The sequence below is a fragment of the Acidianus ambivalens genome (assembly GCF_009729015.1).
GTDB lineage: Archaea > Thermoproteota > Thermoprotei_A > Sulfolobales > Sulfolobaceae > Acidianus > Acidianus ambivalens.
In genome coordinates this window covers 1,834,556-1,848,019 of the sequence record NZ_CP045482.1, presented here as the reverse complement: position 1 = coordinate 1,848,019, position 13,464 = coordinate 1,834,556, and the positions used below count along the sequence as shown (strand labels likewise).

Annotated in this window: 19 protein-coding genes; 11 read left to right on the top strand and 8 right to left on the bottom strand. The window is 33.7% G+C overall.

Translation table 11 applies throughout. The annotated features are described in order from the left end of the window. Positions 1–236 precede the first annotated feature (236 nt). A complete protein-coding gene (locus D1866_RS10455; protein WP_152939699.1) occupies positions 237–824 on the bottom strand; it encodes a molybdenum cofactor guanylyltransferase in 588 nt (195 codons plus the stop codon). Continuing rightward, positions 784–1,938 carry a molybdopterin molybdotransferase MoeA gene (locus D1866_RS10450; protein WP_170254115.1) on the bottom strand — a complete coding sequence of 385 codons (1,155 nt, stop codon included), beginning with the start codon at positions 1,936–1,938 and terminating at the stop codon, positions 784–786. The genes D1866_RS10455 and D1866_RS10450 overlap by 41 nt, the downstream gene beginning before the upstream one ends. 24 nt (positions 1,939–1,962) lie before the next feature. Between D1866_RS10450 and mobB the strand changes: the two genes are divergently transcribed. From mobB to D1866_RS10435, 3 genes are read left to right on the top strand one after another with little or no spacing between them, the layout of a single operon-like run. Continuing rightward, the gene (mobB, locus tag D1866_RS10445) at positions 1,963–2,457 is read left to right on the top strand and encodes a molybdopterin-guanine dinucleotide biosynthesis protein B (protein WP_152939695.1); all 495 of its coding nucleotides are present in this window, start codon (positions 1,963–1,965) and stop codon (positions 2,455–2,457) included. Next, the gene (locus D1866_RS10440) at positions 2,447–3,145 is read left to right on the top strand and encodes a CBS domain-containing protein (protein WP_152939693.1); all 699 of its coding nucleotides are present in this window, start codon (positions 2,447–2,449) and stop codon (positions 3,143–3,145) included. The genes mobB and D1866_RS10440 overlap by 11 nt, the downstream gene beginning before the upstream one ends. Before the next feature lie 2 nt (positions 3,146–3,147). After that, a complete protein-coding gene (locus D1866_RS10435; RefSeq protein ID WP_152939691.1) occupies positions 3,148–3,843 on the top strand; it encodes a class I SAM-dependent methyltransferase in 696 nt (231 codons plus the stop codon). On the opposite strand, the gene D1866_RS10430 is transcribed toward D1866_RS10435, so the two are convergent. Then, positions 3,840–4,256: a hypothetical protein gene (locus tag D1866_RS10430; RefSeq protein WP_152939689.1), complete on the bottom strand. Its 417-nt coding sequence runs from the start codon at positions 4,254–4,256 to the stop codon at positions 3,840–3,842. The genes D1866_RS10435 and D1866_RS10430 overlap by 4 nt on opposite strands. Then, positions 4,235–4,654 carry a hypothetical protein gene (locus D1866_RS10425; protein WP_152939687.1) on the bottom strand — a complete coding sequence of 140 codons (420 nt, stop codon included), beginning with the start codon at positions 4,652–4,654 and terminating at the stop codon, positions 4,235–4,237. Before D1866_RS10425 ends, D1866_RS10430 begins: the two co-directional genes overlap by 22 nt. Before the next feature lie 97 nt (positions 4,655–4,751). Here D1866_RS10425 and D1866_RS10420 point away from each other — a divergent pair, with 97 nt between their 5' ends. The 4 genes from D1866_RS10420 to D1866_RS10405 are packed head-to-tail and all read left to right on the top strand — an operon-like array spanning position 4,752 to position 7,267. Then, entirely contained in the window at positions 4,752–5,009 is a 258-nt protein-coding gene (locus tag D1866_RS10420; protein WP_231136324.1) for a hypothetical protein, read from the top strand. A gap of 3 nt (positions 5,010–5,012) precedes the next feature. Next, the gene (locus D1866_RS10415; RefSeq protein WP_152939683.1) at positions 5,013–5,645 is read left to right on the top strand and encodes a metal-dependent transcriptional regulator; all 633 of its coding nucleotides are present in this window, start codon (positions 5,013–5,015) and stop codon (positions 5,643–5,645) included. After that, the gene (locus tag D1866_RS10410; RefSeq protein ID WP_152939681.1) at positions 5,638–6,033 is read left to right on the top strand and encodes a hypothetical protein; all 396 of its coding nucleotides are present in this window, start codon (positions 5,638–5,640) and stop codon (positions 6,031–6,033) included. The genes D1866_RS10415 and D1866_RS10410 overlap by 8 nt, the downstream gene beginning before the upstream one ends. A 46-nt stretch (positions 6,034–6,079) precedes the next feature. Continuing rightward, a complete protein-coding gene (locus tag D1866_RS10405; RefSeq protein WP_152939679.1) occupies positions 6,080–7,267 on the top strand; it encodes a glycerate 2-kinase in 1,188 nt (395 codons plus the stop codon). On the opposite strand, the gene D1866_RS10400 is transcribed toward D1866_RS10405, so the two are convergent. Next, positions 7,246–7,758, bottom strand: a complete 513-nt coding sequence (locus tag D1866_RS10400) for an NADH-quinone oxidoreductase subunit B (protein WP_013775348.1) — start codon at positions 7,756–7,758, stop codon at positions 7,246–7,248. The genes D1866_RS10405 and D1866_RS10400 overlap by 22 nt on opposite strands. A gap of 162 nt (positions 7,759–7,920) precedes the next feature. Here D1866_RS10400 and D1866_RS10395 point away from each other — a divergent pair, with 162 nt between their 5' ends. Next, positions 7,921–8,976: an L-threonylcarbamoyladenylate synthase gene (locus D1866_RS10395; RefSeq protein WP_152939676.1), complete on the top strand. Its 1,056-nt coding sequence runs from the start codon at positions 7,921–7,923 to the stop codon at positions 8,974–8,976. Then, a complete protein-coding gene (locus D1866_RS10390) occupies positions 8,963–9,655 on the top strand; it encodes a biotin--[acetyl-CoA-carboxylase] ligase (protein ID WP_152939674.1) in 693 nt (230 codons plus the stop codon). Before D1866_RS10395 ends, D1866_RS10390 begins: the two co-directional genes overlap by 14 nt. On the opposite strand, the gene D1866_RS10385 is transcribed toward D1866_RS10390, so the two are convergent. Next, a complete protein-coding gene (locus D1866_RS10385; protein ID WP_152939672.1) occupies positions 9,635–10,867 on the bottom strand; it encodes a dihydrolipoyl dehydrogenase family protein in 1,233 nt (410 codons plus the stop codon). The genes D1866_RS10390 and D1866_RS10385 overlap by 21 nt on opposite strands. Before the next feature lie 39 nt (positions 10,868–10,906). Next, positions 10,907–11,332 carry a universal stress protein gene (locus D1866_RS10380; RefSeq protein ID WP_013775344.1) on the bottom strand — a complete coding sequence of 142 codons (426 nt, stop codon included), beginning with the start codon at positions 11,330–11,332 and terminating at the stop codon, positions 10,907–10,909. A gap of 141 nt (positions 11,333–11,473) precedes the next feature. Here D1866_RS10380 and D1866_RS10375 point away from each other — a divergent pair, with 141 nt between their 5' ends. Both D1866_RS10375 and D1866_RS10370 read left to right on the top strand, forming a co-directional pair. After that, complete coding sequence (locus D1866_RS10375) at positions 11,474–11,845, top strand: hypothetical protein (RefSeq protein ID WP_231136323.1); 372 nt, start codon at positions 11,474–11,476, stop codon at positions 11,843–11,845. Continuing rightward, positions 11,842–12,327: a hypothetical protein gene (locus tag D1866_RS10370; protein ID WP_152939669.1), complete on the top strand. Its 486-nt coding sequence runs from the start codon at positions 11,842–11,844 to the stop codon at positions 12,325–12,327. Before D1866_RS10375 ends, D1866_RS10370 begins: the two co-directional genes overlap by 4 nt. Here D1866_RS10370 and D1866_RS10365 read toward each other — a convergent pair. Continuing rightward, positions 12,301–13,461, bottom strand: coding sequence for an MFS transporter (locus tag D1866_RS10365; RefSeq protein WP_170254114.1), 1,161 nt, complete (start codon positions 13,459–13,461; stop codon positions 12,301–12,303). The two genes, D1866_RS10370 and D1866_RS10365, sit on opposite strands and share 27 nt — an antisense overlap. Between the last annotated feature and the right edge of the window lie 3 nt (positions 13,462–13,464).

Sequence of the window (13,464 nt, the reverse complement as noted above, 5' to 3'; positions counted from 1 at the left end):
GCCCCAGTTACTTTTTCTTTTCTCCGCTGCTTGATGACCCGCCACTACTGCTTGATGATTCGCCAGATTTCTTCTTTTTTGCCATTTATGGTCTAAATATAATTTTACTCATAAACATATAAAAGGATTACCTTTAGTATTATTGTTAAAAGATTTAAGATAAAACTGTAAAGTACTATAAAATTCCACTGAGGATTTAAACAACGTTTAAAAATACCGTAAAGGGGTTGAAATCTTTATCTTAACAAAATTTTAGATTTAGTAAAAATTTTTATTTTTGTGTAGAAATCTGTTAGCCTATTAATATTGCGTAAAGAATCAAGGCTTGAATCTATCATCTTTATTTCCTCAGTTCCAATTAGGTAAACATTATTTGCCAAATATATTAAATCCTGAAGAGATACTATCCTTGAAATATTACTTTTCAAGAATCTAGTATCATAACAACCTAAAAGCGGCTGTGGATACTCTAATAAAGGCATTGCGATCTCATAATCCTTACTGCAGATATATTCTACAACTTTTCTTTTAAGAAAAGGAAAATCGCATCCAGTTACAAAAACTTTATCTTTTTCAATTTTTTTAATCGCAATTTCTAAAGCTCTTATTGGTCCTTTGCCGTCATCTTTTATTTCTATCCCGTAATTTCTTGGAATTCTAGTAACTATTATAGGATTCTCAAAGTTTTCTGCAACTCTTTGTAGCATTGTTTTTCCATCTATTTCAAAGGAGCATTTATCAGTTCCGAATCTCTTTGATTCTCCTCCGGCTAATATTATTGCATCAAAGAAGTCTTTGTAAGAGGATTTTTTCTCCTCTTTCATATTTTCTTCCTCTCTTTAGGACACCAAACCAAGATGCTTTATATAGCTCACTATAAAGCCCTACTCCCCACCTTAATGGGTAAGCTTTTCCTCCTCTGTCTTCGAACAAGAATGTGGAATCCATATTGTGCCTTATTTCTATTTCTTCCCCCAATTCTATTTCTTCAAATTTTCTTATTTCCTTTCCTATCATCCTTGAAATTACATGCAATCCATGCTCGTGAAACACAGTTATTGCTGAAACTACTTGCCCAGGTAAGATTAAGATTGGTTTTCCGTTTATTAAACCAACACTTCCTCTCTTTAATACATTTACTGAAACGCCTTCAAAAAGCAATTTTCCACCTTTCTTTTCAATAACTCTCTTTACGTAATCCTTCTCACCTACCGAAGATCCACCAATAGATATTATAAAATCGAACGACGATGCCTTCTCAATGAATTTTTCCACGTCTTCGGGATTATCCTTAGCTACGCCAAGATATGTTACACTCCCAAAAGATGATAGCAAAGGAATTAAAATTGGAGTTATTGAATCTACTTTTTCACCATTAGAATGAAATGGCGAAAGTTCATCTCCGTTTGCAAAGACAGCAAAGCTTATGTTAAGCACTTTTATTTTGTATATCTTCTCGTATGCTAAAATTCCCAAATGATAAGGTGTTATTTTTTCTCCTTGATTAAGTATTTTTTCTCCTTTTTTGATATCTTCTCCTTTCGGTCTTATATCCTTTCCCTTGTGAACTTTTTCTCCTATAATTACGTAATCTCCTTCTCTCTTAGTCGCCTCAATCCTGCACACAGCGTCTGCTCCTTCAGGTATTGGTGCTCCAGTAGTTACGTAAAAGGCTTCTCCTTCATTAATTTTAGGTACTTCCTTACTTGACGGAAAAAGAGATCCTACAACCTTTAATTTCTTTCCAAAATCCTCACTTCTTATTGCGTATCCGTCCATTGCAGATAAGTCTCTCTCTGGAATATCTTCTATTGATATGACGTCCTCTGCGGCAATTTTACCTACAGAGTCCAATAAATCAACTTCTCTTACAGAAGGTCTGGGAAATTCAGTTTCTTCGATAATTTTTCTAGCTTCTTCTAAAGGGATAAGCATCAATATTTAGTAAGAGTATAAGTTAATATGACATGCGTTTTTCAGATAGTTGGCAAGAAAGATTCTGGGAAGACTACAGCTATCCTTGAAGTTATAAGGGAATTAAAAAGTAAAAGGAAGGACTTGATAATAGCAGTAATAAAACATTCTCACCATATTATTGATGACGAAAATAAAGATACTTTCAAATTTAAAAAGGAGGGAGCAGACTTAGTAGTCTTCCATAGTAATGACTGTGCATTATTTTTTGATTGTAAAGACTTTGATTATCTCTCACTTTTTCCTGCCGATGTTATAATAATAGAGGGTTTTAAGGATTTAAACTTAGGCTACAAATTCGAAATAAGATCTCCAGAGGAAGCTAAGGAAATTGCTGAAAAAATATCTAAAAAAGCGGAAGAATGCATAAGTTATCCTAATGTAGAGATTAATGGGACAAAAGCTCAAAAGTCTTTGCTTACATCCTTCTTATATACAATGATGAAAAAATATGGGATAAAGGAGATTAAAATTGCAGATTAGTGGATCAAAAATAATTTCAATAAGTTGCGAAAGTACAATAGACGAAGCAATATTTTTTATGACAAGAAACAATATAAGGAGAATTGTAGTTTATTGTAATAGTAAAATTTATGGGATTTTTACTGTGGACGAAGCATTAAGGAACTTACTATTTAAAAGTGAAGCTAGATTAAGAGATGTAGAATTAAAGAAGGCGATAAAAATTTCCTCTGCAAGCGTTGTACATGTAGTTAAATCAATGGTTGAGAATAACGTTGACTCGGTTATTTATGATGATAAAATAATAACTGAGAAAGATGTCGTATTTTCTTACGATTTTCCTAAAGCATATGTAAATAATATAGCTAAGGAAGCATTATATATAGCTCCTTATACTAACGTAATTTCAGCTATTGAAATTATGGTTAAAAACAGCATAAGACATTTACCAGTAATTGAAAAAGAACCCGTAGGAATGCTGTCGGCTAGAGATATACTTTATTATTATGCACAGAAATACACGGTAGATGTACCAGTAATGGAGGTTATGAATCCGAATCTTATATGTGTTAATGAAAATTATCCAATGAATGAAGCCGTAAAGGTAATGAAAGAATATAATATAGGAAGTCTTTGCATAAACAAGAATAAAATAGTTACTTTAAGAGATTTTATACGATATATATTTACCACTTTTCAGATAAAGTAATTATGAGATTTATTTGTCCTTACGACGGAACTCCAGTTAATGAAAACTTGGAATGCGAAAAGGGACATAAGTTTATGTATCATGATGGAATATATGATTTCTTAGTCAACTCCAAGGTTAAAGGAGACGCGTTACTAGAAAGAATTGCTCCGATTTATGATAAAATTTGGGCACCTCTAGGATTTTTCTTAACTTCGTTTTATTCATACGATAGAATATTTAAGGATGCGGGTTCTTTTCTATCTTCTCAAAACTTTCTTGACATAGGTACTGGGCCAGGAACAATATTCAAGTATGTTAAATGCGAGTACTGTATAGGCCTAGATATTTCTACAAAGTTTCTTTCAATTCTAAAGAAGAAATTTTCTCACGTTATAGCAGTAAGAGCTGATGCTACTTCTCTACCTATAGAATCAGCTTCTATGGACTCTGTATCATCCTTTCTAGTTTTGCATATGTTAAATAATCCTTCTCTAGCTATAAAGGAAATTTCCAGAGTCTTAAAACCTAATGGTAAATGTGAAATTTTGGTCTTAGTTAAAAGTAATGTTATTTCTAGATTATTATCTAAATGGTGGAAGATAGAGTTAAGGCATAGGGATTACTATATATCTGCAATTGAGGAGAATAAACTTACTTTACTTGAGATTAAAAAATACGGGCCCTGGCTTCTTTTAAAGTGCAAAAAACAAGCTTAAAGCGCTACCAATGAAATTCCAAATAGAATGAAACTCACACCGTCTATTATATCCATTGCCTTTACTAATGTCCCAGTTAGTGCTATTGAATAAATTACAATAAATATTCCCATTACTATTCCAAATAAAGAAAGGAAGTATAAGTACATAGCTGTAAATTCTGTTCTTCCAAAGAAGAAGTCTGAGAATTTTTTATTACCAGTTATTCCATAAATTAATCTTTCTAATCCTAAAGGAATACCAATTACATAGAGAAAATATGGGTTAAAATATACTAGAGTTTCGTAAAGTAAATCATAAAAATTAACTTTTATTGAAACAACTAGGTAAATTGAAGAGACGAGGAGAGATAAACCTAAGATTCCACTCGTTACTCTATTTCCTAATAATTTTAGTAGCTTAGTTTCGGCCATTCCATAACACCTACAAATTTTTCTCCCAAAGTTATATCTGCTAATTCACCTATTATTACACCGCCTAATAAACCTAATATTAAACCAGGCAATCCTGCTATTTTATATCCTAAGCCTGCTCCTAGTAAACTTCCTATTCCTTTTCCTAAATACTTGTCATCTACTTCATATATTGTTGCAAAATCTTGCCTGCCGAATTTTCCCTCTTTTGCAAAATAGAATGCTGCCTCAGAGATAGCTTCCTTTACTTCGGCAAAATTGTTTCCTTTAAATAACGTCATATACATATCATAATCGCCTTGAATTTTTCTGTATATTGGTATAAACCCTATTTTTCTCAAAGATTGTGACGAATTGTTGGCAAAGCCTTTAGTGACTTTAAAGATAACCTTGTACATACTTATAATCATTTAATTTGGAAGTTTAATATTTTTTCTTAGTTCTATTTTCGAACCTTAATCTTTTTACTCTCGAATTGAAGAGTATCTTGAGAACATGATGGAAGTCGAGGAAGATAACAAAAAATATTACGCTGTGGTAAAAGTAGATAACCTAGATTTGCCAGATAATGTAGGAGTAAGTAGGTTACATTCACATATTTCGTCAGCAGTTGACGAGGCTTTAGAAAATCTTAAGGAGTATTTAAAAGAACAAGGAATTAGTGGCAAATTCTCAACTAATGTAGAAGTATTTGTAAAGGAGGAAACCACGTCAAGGCTGGTAGAAACTATAAAAGCTAAAATCAAAACATAAAGTATGGAATTATCGGAAGCACTTGAGAATTATATTAAAGAAATTTACGAGCTTGAGGAAGTAAAAGGTCAGGCTAAAGTTACTGACTTAATTCTTGCTTTTCAAGTTTCTCCTGGTACAATAAGTAAGGCTTTGGATAGATTAGAATCACTAGGACTAATCACTAGATCCAATAGGAAATTGAAACTTACTGAGGATGGGAGAAAAATTGCAGAAAGGTTAATAAGATCTCATAGACTTTCCGAAAGGCTACTTACTGATGTTATTGGAGTCGATTGGATTAGGGCTCACGAAATAGCTCATAGGTTGGAGCACATTTGGCCTGACGATGTTTTAGATAAGATTGATGCAATATTAGGCTTTCCCTCTACCTGTCCTCACGGGCATCCTATACCTGGCAGGATGAAGATACCTACTGGTAAATTATTATCGGAAGTAAACGAGGGAGAATATAAGGTGGTCATGATAGTTAAAGAAGAAGAATGGATATTAAGAAATATGGAGATGTTAGGAATAAAACCTGGGGAGACGATAAAACTTTTAAAAAAGGATGAAGATAAGTTTATTGTTCAAATTAATGGTAAAATAAATGAAATAACAAAAACATTAGCTGACCAGGTAGTTGTAAATGTCTGAGCTTAATGATTTAATGAAAAAAATTCTTATCCATATATATAAATATGGTCCAGATAACCCATGGTATATGGCTAGAAGGTTATTAGGAGAAAGTGGATGGGCTCCTAAATATAACGAAGACGAGATTGATGCAGCTTGTAGAAAACTTGAAGAAATGGGTTATTTAGTGAGATTTCAAGGAGCATTAAAGAAATCAGTAACTTCTTCAGTAAAACCTTGGTTAAAAGTTAAGGCGAAAGAATTAGGTCATAAACCTAAGGGAATATACTTTGATCTATCTAAGGAAGGGCGTAGAATTGCTTCGGATCTTTATAAGGAATATAAGAGATCATTGGAGTCCGCGAACAGTAATAAATCCAGTCAGAAAACTAATAAGAAGAAAAGTTAGCAATAAGTAGTAGTTTTTATTATTCGATTTTCAAATATAAAATATCATGAATTTCTCTATTATAGATAAGATCCTAGAATATGCAGACCCATATAATGCACTTATGGAAAAAGTAAAAGTCGAAAATGGTAAGATAATAGTACAAGGTAAGGAATACAAATTTTCTAAGCCTCTTATGATAGCAGTTGGAAAAGCTTCTTATAAAATGGCTAAATTCTTTTTAGATAGAATAGAGCCCGTAGACTATGTGGTTATAACCCCTCATGGGTCTAATTTGCCTTTAAAGAACGTCATAGAAGCAGGTCATCCTCAGGTTGACGAGTTCAGCCTAAAAGCAGGGGAAAGAGTAAAGGAAATGCTTACAACAGAAGATTATGATCTTTTAATTTTCTTACTTTCTGGAGGAGCGTCAGCTCTACTAGAAGATCCAGTCATTCCTCTAGAAGAATATAGAAAAATTAACGATAGGTTGATAAAATCTGGTTTGGAGATAACAAAAATTAATATAGTGAGAAAGCACTTATCGAGGCTTAAAGGAGGTTCTTTAGCAAGACTTTCTAAAGCCAAAGTTTTGACTCTTATTGTAAGTGACGTTCCGGGTAATGATTTAGGAAGTATAGGTAGCGGGTATACTGTAGCAGATAAAAGCACAGTTAATGATGCCAAGGAAATTCTTGAAGATATAGGTCTTCCAGAGTACTCTAGGTACTTAATAGAAACGCCCAAAGAAGTTAATGCTGATAATTATATTATTCTGGATAACATGGACGTATTAAAGAAGATTTCTTCTCATCTTTATAATCCGCTTATTCTTACTTCCCAAGTAGTTGGAGAGGCAAAAGATCTAGGTAAATTTATTGCATCAATATATAAATCAATTTCACAATATTCCATACCATTTAAAAAAGGTAGTATAATAATAGGTGGAGAACCGGACGTCACAATAACTGGGAAATTCGGAAAAGGAGGAAGAAATGGCGAAGTAGCCCTTTCGCTTCTAGAAGAAGCTAGAGGAAATTATGAATTTTATGCAATTGCCACAGACGGAATAGATGGAAATAGTGAGTATGCTGGCTGCGTAATTAGAGGAGATATGAACATAAGTTATGAGGAAATTGAGGAAAGTCTAAAAAATCATTCAAGTTATGAACTCTTAGAGAAGTATTCCGCAGTAATCAAAACAGGCCTTACATATACTAATGTAAATAACGTTTACATCTTAATAGTTGATTGATGTCTTATTTTTTTCTGTAACATTAGAAGTCCTCTAGCTATTGCCTCTGGTCTAATTGGACAGCCTGGCACATAAATATCTACTGGTATTCCTACTTCTGAAGGTAAGACTGTATTATAAGAATTCCAGAAAATACCTCCTTCTAGACTACATGCACCTATGGCCATTACGTATTTTGGCTCTGGCATTTGTTCATAAACTATTCTTGCAGCCCTTGCCATTTTCCTAGTCATTGTACCTTCTATGACTAGAATATTAGATTGTCTTGAAGAAGAGAAGGGAAGCATACCGAACCTCTCTGCATCAAACCTTGCAGCAGCAAATGCTCCAAATTCGGCCCCACAACAACTAGTGGTAAAGTGAGGGGGCCATAAAGAGAACGCTGTACCCCAATCTCTTAAATCTCTTATAGGCTTTCTATTAGCTAACCATTGCGCAGCTTTTCTAGCAGCTTCTTTTAAATTTCCTGTAAGGAGAATTTGATCTGTCATATTTGGACATTACATTTTCCAGTTTATATAAATTTGTTATAATGATTTCATCATACGTCAGCGATCACCTCATTAATCATCAAATCATTGTATTAAGATCGTTTAGAAAGGTTAAAAGTTTGAATAACTATAAAATTCTTTAAACTAGAAGAGTCTTTTGAGATGACTCTAATACTTAAAGTAGATCCACTAAATCCAGAGATAGATAAAATAAGGGAAGCTGCAAAATACATAAAGCTAGGCGGAATAGTAGCTTTTCCAACTGAAACGGTTTACGGTTTAGGCGGTGACGCATATAATCCTGAGGCCGCGATAAAAGTTTTTAAGGCTAAAAATAGGCCTATGGATAATCCGTTAATTGTTCACATAGCAGATCTTAACCAATTATTTGATGTGGCAAAAGACATTCCAGATATTGTCTTAGATATGGCACAAAAAGTTTGGCCCGGTCCTTTAACGTTTGTATTAAAGAAAACTGACAAGGTTCCTAAGGAAACAACTGGAGGACTTGATACTGTTGCAGTAAGAATGCCCGCTCACCCAATAGCGTTACAACTAATAAGAGAAAGTGGTGTACCAATAGCTGCCCCAAGTGCTAATCTAGCTACTAAACCAAGTCCTACTAAAGCCGAGCATGTAATAGCAGATTTAAACGGAAAGGTTGACGTTATAATTGATGGTGGAGACACCTTCTTCGGCGTAGAATCTACTATCATAAATATGACCGTCAATCCACCAGTACTTTTAAGGCCAGGTCCATTTACGCTAGAAGAGTTGCATCAATTTTTGCCAGAAATAGTCATTCCGGAACAGCTAATAAAAGGTGGGGAATTCACAGTAGCGTTAGCTCCTGGAATGAAATATAGGCATTATGCGCCTAGTAAAAAGCTTCTTCTAGTAGAGAATTACTCAATATTTAAGGACGTTGTAAGATTGCTTAGAAGTAAGTATAAGGTTGCTGTACTTTGTACTACTGAGGACTTTAAGGATTTTGACGAGCCAAGAATAATTCTAGGTAGTAGGGAAAACCTTTACGAGATTGCAAAGAATCTGTTTGACTCGTTTAGAAAGCTAGATAGATTAGACGTTGATATGGGTGTTATGGAAGGAGTACCAGAGAAAGGAATAGGTTTCGCAATAATGAATAGAGCTAGAAAGGCCTCTGGTTTCTCAATAATCAAGACTTTAGATGACGTGAAAAAATATGTTGAAATTTAAGTTAAGTAAAGTAACATCAACACAAGATTTTGCAGAAGCTATTTCTTCAATGCTTTATGAAGATTTTTTAGTAACTGCTGAAGAGCAAACTAAAGCTAGAGGTAGGTATAAAAGAGCTTGGTATTCTCCTAAAGGAGGATTATGGTTTACTTATGTAAAGAAGAATTTTAATGCGGAAGAAATTCCAGTAGCTACACTTAAAGTGTCTTTAGCAGTGAGGGAAGCTCTTTCCTCATTTTTTGATGCAAAAATACGTTGGCCTAACGATGTAGTTGTTAATGATAAGAAAGTTTCTGGAATTTTAATTGAGGCAATATATGTTGGTGATGTTACGGATCTATTTATAGGTGTAGGTATAAATACTAACGTTAAGGAATTTCCTCCTGACATTAAAGCCACTTCAATTTTATTGGAGACTGGAAAGGAAGTTAATAATGACGAACTGCTTAACGATGTAATATCAAAGATAGACTATTATCTCTCTCTTAAGGAAGATTTTGAAGAAATTGTAGGCAAAATTAATAATTATTTGTCTATAAAGGATAAAAAAGTAGTTATAACTAGAAGAGACGAAACAAAAGTTGAATGTACTGCCTTATTTGTAGATAAGTTTGGAAGGCTAGTTACTGACTGTGGGATCTTCGAAGTTGAGGATGTATTACGAGTTGAGTCTAAGTAAAGCCTCAAATACAGCCTCTAAATATGATGGGTGCGGTTCTATAAAGTCAATTGCTTTATCTATCTCAATCCCGTAATTTATGAACATTGAAATTAATGTAATAATATTTTCAGCGTCATGAGAAAAAGCTACTGCACCAGTTATTTTTTTACCTTCTGTGCACACTTTCAAAAATCCTTCAGTTAACCCTTCAGCTATCGCCCTAGGTATTTCTGCCATATTAATTTTAACACATTTACCTTTTGTATTTCCTACGTATGCTATTTGAGGTTCAGTGTAAATGACCTTTGGTACTGCTTCTGGATTATAGTATTTTTCTACGCCAGAAGCATTTAATCCTGCTATAAATCCTTCGTGAATTGCTTCATGAGCAGTAAAAGTACCAGTTATATCGCCTGCTGCGTAGATATTATTTACTCCAGTGTACATTCTTTTATCTACTTTAATCCACTTTTCATGTGGTAATTCTTCGAATCCATCTAGTGCAGGCTTTCTTCCAAATGTATAAAGTATAATGTCAGGTTGTGGTAATTCTTCATTTCCAATACGTGGTTTATCGCCTAAAGTGATCTCAGAAGATAGATAGAGTTTGATTCCTATTTTCTTAAAATAAGCTGTAACGGCTTTCTTTAAATCCTCGTCAAGATATGGTAGCAAGCTATCAGATTTTTCTACTATACTTACGTCTTTCCCCGACATCTTAAGTAGCCAAGCGTATTCTACTCCCCCAGCTCCTCCGCCTATGACTAGAACTTTAGAAAACTCTTTATCTAGGTAAGGTAAATCATCAGAAGCAATAGTTCCTTCTATTTGAGGTTTTTCTGTTCCCGTAGCTACTATTATTTTATCCGAGGGAATTGTTTGACCTCCTACTTGTATGTTACCTCCTTTTAATTGAGCTTTTCCGTGAATTACTTCTATTCCGTAGGATTCTAGCATGTACTCTACTCCTTTAGAAAGTCTATTTACTACATTTTTTGCAATTTTCTGTATTTCACTGAACGAGAAATTAAGCTCTCTTCCGGTCTCTTCTGCAAGATATTTCAAGAAAAGAGGGTGTAACATTGCTTTAGATGGGATGCAACCGTAAAGTACGCAAGTACCTCCTAGCTTATCATTCTTTTCGACTAGCTTAACTTTGTTCCCTAATTTAGCTGAGACGATTGCTGAATAAACGCCCGCAGGTCCAGAACCTATTATCGTAATATTCATTTTTATCTAAAAGTTCTATAACATAAAAATTAAAAAAATTTACTTTACTACCATTACTGGTATCTTAGCTTCCTGAACAAGCCTAGTTGAGACGCTGCCTAGGAATACTCTCTTTAGAGTTGAAAGTCCTCTACTCCCTGTAACTATTAAATCTACGTTGTTCTTATTTGCGTATTCTAGGATTGCGCTTGCTGGATCGCCTTCTAGTATAACGCCTTCTGCCTCAACTCCTCCTTCCTTAGACTTCTTTTTAGCCTCTTCGATATCTGCCTTTGCTCTATTATAAACTGATTCTATAACGTCCGCAGGTACTGGAGCTATTCCTGCTCCTGCAAATACAGTTGAGTCTACTACCTCAACAATGTCTAATTTTGCCTCATATTTCTTTGCTAAATCTATTGCAATTTCTAATGCTCTTTTTGCATGTGACGAACCATCATAGGCTACTAACACATGTTTAAACATATTTCCTCATTTCTTATGTAGATAACGTATTATATAAAGTTGAATGAAGGAAAATTTCTTTGTATTACAGAATAAAATTGTATACAATTGAAAAGATTGATAATGGCAAAATATATATACCATTAATCTGTAATGTTAGATATGAGGCCGTTAGTAGCAATCGATCTCAATTCGAATATTGATTATCTTGTATTATTTAAATTTATAAATAATCTATTGAGGAAATTTAAGGACGTTGATATAACATTCATAGTCGACGACGGTAAAATTCTAGAATTTGATAACAATGAAGTGTTTAAGATTTCAGATTCTTACTCAACTGTAGAATTAGTAAGGGACTTAAAATCTATTTCCGACAAGAGTGATTCTCTGAAGTTAGGGAGCTTGTTAAAGCTAAAGAGAGAACTAGGGAGAAGTATTGTTATCTTAGTAAGCGATAGGAAAGTAAAATCTAAAGGTGAGCTTATATTCGTATTTGATGGGAAGAGAATACGTCTTCTGAAAGGAAATTGAAAATTTGTTGGGAAGAAGGATACAAATTCTTGTATTTTATGGGGAAATCAGTATTTATTAAGGATGGGAAAATAATCTTTAACAACGAGAGAAAATTAGAAGACTGCGTAGAACTCCCGTTTTTAGTTGAGGAGAATTATTTGAAGTTTAAGGACTTATCTATTCCTTTAATTTTTAGCGATGAGAGGAGAAAGCTAGCCAGACTGTTTCTTCTTTTATCTCTTTCTACTTCTCACGAGGTTTTTAATTGTTGCGATAACGTGAAAATCTTTATTGATAGTAAGTTAGCAGAAGTTAATTTAAGCAACTTAAAAAGGGGTTATACTAAAATTTGTGGAAATTATGGTAGTACAAAATTAGTTTACTGCATATCAAATGAAAGTATAGCTATAATGGGAAAAAGCGAAAATGATTCGCAAAAAGCTTTAGATGAAATTAAAGAATTTGTATCTCTTTTATCTTCTATTAATAATAGGGTCTGACCAATACTTAACGAAGAAGATGACAGCCGAAACTATTACTGGAATTTCTAATAAGAGCATTGAATATCCTAATCCTATGAACTCCGATAAGAATCCTATTATTGCAGGTATGCTCGTAAATAAAATGTTATTATATGCTAAGAAATATGAGTTAATAGCATTTCTTTCTTCTTGCGTTGTAGCTCTAGCTATCATTACTGTTGACATTGGAAATATTGAGCCGTGAGGAATACCAAGTAAAGCCATCATTATTAAGAATGACATGAAGCTAGGTGCAAATACCATGAACCCTAGCCCAAATGCAGTAATTATTATAGAAATCAGTAGAGGATATTTAAGCGAATTAAAAGGTCTAATAGTCATAAAGCTTCTGGTTAAGAATGATAAGGCAAAGAATGGAATATATGAAGAGTAACCTATTGCAGAACTTACGTGAAATTTTTCTATTGCGTAAATTGTTAAGAACGCTGTAAATGCTGCAAAGGGAACATTATAAGTTGTAATAGAAAGTACAGAGGTTATGAATCCTTTATTCTTTAGTGCTGATAGCCCATATTTTTCTCTCTTAACATTAGGGAATTTTATGGTCCATGCTATTCCTGCACCTATTAGCGCTAAAGGCGTAAAAGCTAGAAATACCATTTTATAGCTCCCAGTTAAATGAAGAATGTAAGTCTCTAATGAAGGCCCTATAATCAAGCTTATGCTTAAGCTTGTTGAATATAACCCTAAAAGCCTCTCTGCAGTCTTTTTATCTTCAACTAGTGAGGCAGATGTTATTAAATTAGGTAATATTAATCCAAAAGAGATTCCTGCTAGAGGAGTTATTAGCCATATTAATTCTGCATTAGAGAAATAATATAAAACTAGAATTATGGCAATAGCCAAGTTTGACGCTATGAATGCATTTCTCCTTACTCTAGCATTCATTCTGGGATTTAGGTAAGACGTCGATATGAATGTGCTCATATATATTAACGCTTCGAGCAATCCCGCCATTACATTAGTGAATCCAAATACATATTTTCCTAGGGGTGCTAATGTTGTAGTCACCATGTTATTTGTAGCTCTTGAGGTAATTGTAATTAAAGCCAAAGTTATAGCCATATATAAGAAATCCCTTTGTGAGCTCATTGC

Excerpts from the sequence above, each read along its gene's own strand:
- D1866_RS10400 (WP_013775348.1), bottom strand. The coding sequence starts at position 7,758 with ATGACAGATCAAATTCTCCTTACAGGAAATTTAAAAGAAGCTGCTAGA.
- D1866_RS10375 (WP_231136323.1), top strand. The coding sequence starts at position 11,474 with ATGAGGCCGTTAGTAGCAATCGATCTCAATTCGAATATTGATTATCTT.
- D1866_RS10385 (WP_152939672.1), bottom strand. The coding sequence starts at position 10,867 with ATGAATATTACGATAATAGGTTCTGGACCTGCGGGCGTTTATTCAGCA.
- D1866_RS10455 (WP_152939699.1), bottom strand. The coding sequence starts at position 824 with ATGAAAGAGGAGAAAAAATCCTCTTACAAAGACTTCTTTGATGCAATA.
- D1866_RS10430 (WP_152939689.1), bottom strand. The coding sequence starts at position 4,256 with ATGGCCGAAACTAAGCTACTAAAATTATTAGGAAATAGAGTAACGAGT.
- D1866_RS10435 (WP_152939691.1), top strand. The coding sequence starts at position 3,148 with ATGAGATTTATTTGTCCTTACGACGGAACTCCAGTTAATGAAAACTTG.
- D1866_RS10415 (WP_152939683.1), top strand. The coding sequence starts at position 5,013 with ATGGAATTATCGGAAGCACTTGAGAATTATATTAAAGAAATTTACGAG.
- D1866_RS10420 (WP_231136324.1), top strand. The coding sequence starts at position 4,752 with ATGATGGAAGTCGAGGAAGATAACAAAAAATATTACGCTGTGGTAAAA.
- D1866_RS10405 (WP_152939679.1), top strand. The coding sequence starts at position 6,080 with ATGAATTTCTCTATTATAGATAAGATCCTAGAATATGCAGACCCATAT.
- D1866_RS10410 (WP_152939681.1), top strand. The coding sequence starts at position 5,638 with ATGTCTGAGCTTAATGATTTAATGAAAAAAATTCTTATCCATATATAT.
- D1866_RS10390 (WP_152939674.1), top strand. The coding sequence starts at position 8,963 with ATGTTGAAATTTAAGTTAAGTAAAGTAACATCAACACAAGATTTTGCA.
- D1866_RS10425 (WP_152939687.1), bottom strand. The coding sequence starts at position 4,654 with ATGTACAAGGTTATCTTTAAAGTCACTAAAGGCTTTGCCAACAATTCG.
- D1866_RS10395 (WP_152939676.1), top strand. The coding sequence starts at position 7,921 with ATGACTCTAATACTTAAAGTAGATCCACTAAATCCAGAGATAGATAAA.
- D1866_RS10380 (WP_013775344.1), bottom strand. The coding sequence starts at position 11,332 with ATGTTTAAACATGTGTTAGTAGCCTATGATGGTTCGTCACATGCAAAA.
- D1866_RS10365 (WP_170254114.1), bottom strand. The coding sequence starts at position 13,461 with ATGAGCTCACAAAGGGATTTCTTATATATGGCTATAACTTTGGCTTTA.
- mobB (WP_152939695.1), top strand. The coding sequence starts at position 1,963 with ATGACATGCGTTTTTCAGATAGTTGGCAAGAAAGATTCTGGGAAGACT.